Raw genomic sequence first — 2425 nt, 5'->3', positions numbered from 1 at the left:
GGCCATCATGTCGGCCGCGCTGGTCAGCGCGCAGCTGGTCGGCGTGCCGGTCGGCGCCGAGGTGGCCAGCCGCTTCGGCTGGCGCGCGGCCTTCGGGCTTGACGCCGTGCTGATCGGCCTGGCGGCGGTGGTGCTGCGCTTCACGCCGCTGCCGCCGGTGTCGATCAACACCGTGAGCAGCCTGCGCGAACGCCTGGCGCCGCTGGCCGACGCGCGCGTGCTGGCCGCCCTGCTGCCCAGCATCTTCATCTGGATGGGGTCCAACACGGTCTACCTGTTCACCACCGCGATGTTCGGCGGCTTCGGCTTCGGCATGGCGCAGGCGCTGCTGGTGAGTTTCGGGCTGGGCGGCATCGCCGGCAGTTTTCTCGGCGGGCGCGTGGCGGACGCCTACGGCCCCGGGCGCGCGTTGCCGGTCTGCCTGGGGGTGGCGCTTGTGAATCTGGCGTGCATGAGCCTGTTCCCCGCCGTGCCGGCGGTGCAGCTGGGCGGCTATCTCGTCATGGCCTGCTGCGGCTGGGCGCTGTTCCCGCTGCAGCAAAGCAGGCTGCTGGCCATGGCCCCGCAGCACCGCACGCTGGTGCTGTCGCTGAACAATTCGGCCGCCAATCTCGGCACGGCCATCGGCAGCGCGCTGGGCGCCGGGGTGATGGTGCACGCCGGCGCCCAGGGGCTGATGCTGGCCGCGGTGGCCGTGACGGCGATCGCGCTGCTGTCGGTGTTCCCCGGCCGGTCGCCGCGCGCCGCCACTCGTCAGATCTGATGAATTTACGGCGGGCGGCCCGCTGGCTAACCTCTGATGACCGGTTGCGCATGCGCCGGCAAGGAGGAGCTTCCCGATGGAATTGCGCATCGACCGCAGCGTGCCGGGCAACAGCATCGCGATGCGCTTTGGCTGCGTCGGCGTGCGCGATGCGCTGCCCGAGGACGCCGAGGCGTACGTCAAGTACTGGCACTTCAGCGGCGAGCGCATCAAGAACCTGCTGCGCATCGACCGCGAGCGGCTGGGCGGCCCGGACGACGCGCGCAGGCGGTTCATGGGGTTCATCCGCCAGCCCGGCGTGCACCAGCCCTGCGTGCTCTTCACGCTGACGCTCAACGGCGTGGTGATGGGCTACACCAACGTCAACCGCTACAGCCCCACCGAGAACTTCCCGCACTTCCACACCTACATGCACACCCACCGCGAACTGGTGCGCCAGGCCCTGGGTGGCGTGGACCGGCGGGTGCTGGCGGGGCGCGGCTCGAACATCGCGGCGGTGCTGGCCGGCGCGTCGATCGAGATGTTTTTCCGGCTGCTGCCGATCGAGCGCGTGTCGCTGCAGACGCGCCCGACCAGCATCGGCATCAACGACGCGCTGGACAACTACCTGCCGGCCGAGGAGACGCGCCACTTCGACAAGGCCGACGGGCTGGCGGGGCCGGGCGTGTTCCACATGCGGCACCTGCTGCGCAAGGACGCCGGCTGGGTGCTCGAACGCGCGCGCGCCATCGCCGGCGGATCCTTCAAGCCGCACGGCGATGTTTGAGTACAGCTTCTACGGACTGCTGGGCGTGGACCGCGCCGCGACATCGGCGCAGATCGAGGCCGCCTACCAGGACGCGCTGGCCGGCCTGCCGCGCGGCCGGCTGGGGCGCGCGCTGGCCTGGCTGAACGGGCGCACGCCCGGCACGCTGGCCGCGGCGCGCCAAGTGCTCATGGACCCGGCGCTGCGGCGCGAGTACGACCGGTGCATCGCGCAGCCGTGCTACCTGCCGCCGCCATGACCAAGCTGCCGCCGCGCTTTGCCGGGCTGGTGATGCCGCTGTTCCTGTCGGTCATCATGACCTTCGTCATCTCGATGGTGAGCACGCTGCGCGGCATCGGCCCCGCGCCGGACTTCCTGCGCGTGTGGCTCGGCGCGTGGGGCATCTCGTGGGTGGTGGCCTTTCCCACGCTGCTGGGCGTGCTGCCGCTGGTGCGCCGGCTGACGCGGGCGGTGGTCCGCGCGCCCTGATGCAGCGTTACCCGCGAGCCGCGCAGATGCGCTGCATGTCGGGGTAGGACACGCCGTCCGCGAACAGCGCATCCACCGCGCCTTGCGACAGCAGCGCATGCACGCGGGCGCGCGCCGCGCCGTACGCGGCCTGGAAGGTGGCGGGGCCGACGCTCAGGCGGCGCATGCCGGCGGCGGCCAGCTCCTGGATCGGTGGCAGGCCGGGCACCGCCATCAGGTTCAGCGGTCTGCCGATCTTCGACTTGGTCGCGCGCACCAGGGCGCATGCGGCCTCCAGGAGCGCCTCCGACGCCGGCGCGTCGGGATCGCTGATCACCAGCGGTGTGCCGGTGTCGCCCCCCTCGCGGAGCGCCGGCATCAGCGGGATCTGCGCCATGAGCGGCACGCCCAGGGTGTCGGCCGCCTCCTGTCCGCCGCCGGTGCCGAAG

The 2425-nt window shown here is 72.0% G+C and carries 5 protein-coding genes; 4 read left to right on the top strand and 1 reads right to left on the bottom strand.

Going from position 1 to position 2425, the window contains the following annotated elements:
* From H0U68_RS09815 to H0U68_RS09800, 4 genes are all read left to right on the top strand, one after another.
* Positions 1-763: MFS transporter (locus tag H0U68_RS09815; protein WP_296355049.1), on the top strand; the 763-nt coding region annotated here is incomplete at its 5' end.
* A gap of 76 nt (positions 764-839) precedes the next feature.
* On the top strand, positions 840-1529 hold the full coding sequence (locus H0U68_RS09810) for a hypothetical protein (protein ID WP_296355047.1): 690 nt from the start codon (positions 840-842) through the stop codon (positions 1527-1529).
* Positions 1522-1767, top strand: a complete 246-nt coding sequence (locus H0U68_RS09805; RefSeq protein ID WP_296355045.1) for a hypothetical protein — start codon at positions 1522-1524, stop codon at positions 1765-1767. Before H0U68_RS09810 ends, H0U68_RS09805 begins: the two co-directional genes overlap by 8 nt.
* The gene (locus H0U68_RS09800; RefSeq protein WP_296355043.1) at positions 1764-1997 is read left to right on the top strand and encodes a DUF2798 domain-containing protein; all 234 of its coding nucleotides are present in this window, start codon (positions 1764-1766) and stop codon (positions 1995-1997) included. The genes H0U68_RS09805 and H0U68_RS09800 overlap by 4 nt, the downstream gene beginning before the upstream one ends.
* Before the next feature lie 7 nt (positions 1998-2004).
* Here H0U68_RS09800 and H0U68_RS09795 read toward each other — a convergent pair.
* Positions 2005-2425 (bottom strand): isocitrate lyase/phosphoenolpyruvate mutase family protein (locus tag H0U68_RS09795; RefSeq protein ID WP_296355041.1); only part of this gene is annotated, 421 nt, incomplete at its 5' end.

It is taken from the genome of Ramlibacter sp. (assembly GCF_013697775.1).
In the GTDB taxonomy this organism is placed as follows: Bacteria; Pseudomonadota; Gammaproteobacteria; order Burkholderiales; family Burkholderiaceae_C; genus Ramlibacter.
The sequence above is the reverse complement of the archived record's forward strand: the minus strand, read 5'-3'. Positions and strand labels throughout refer to the sequence as shown.

Bases quoted from the DNA above. Each gene is read 5' to 3' on its own strand.
- H0U68_RS09810 (WP_296355047.1), top strand. From the start codon at position 840: ATGGAATTGCGCATCGACCGCAGCGTGCCGGGCAACAGCATCGCGATG.
- H0U68_RS09800 (WP_296355043.1), top strand. From the start codon at position 1,764: ATGACCAAGCTGCCGCCGCGCTTTGCCGGGCTGGTGATGCCGCTGTTC.
- H0U68_RS09805 (WP_296355045.1), top strand. From the start codon at position 1,522: ATGTTTGAGTACAGCTTCTACGGACTGCTGGGCGTGGACCGCGCCGCG.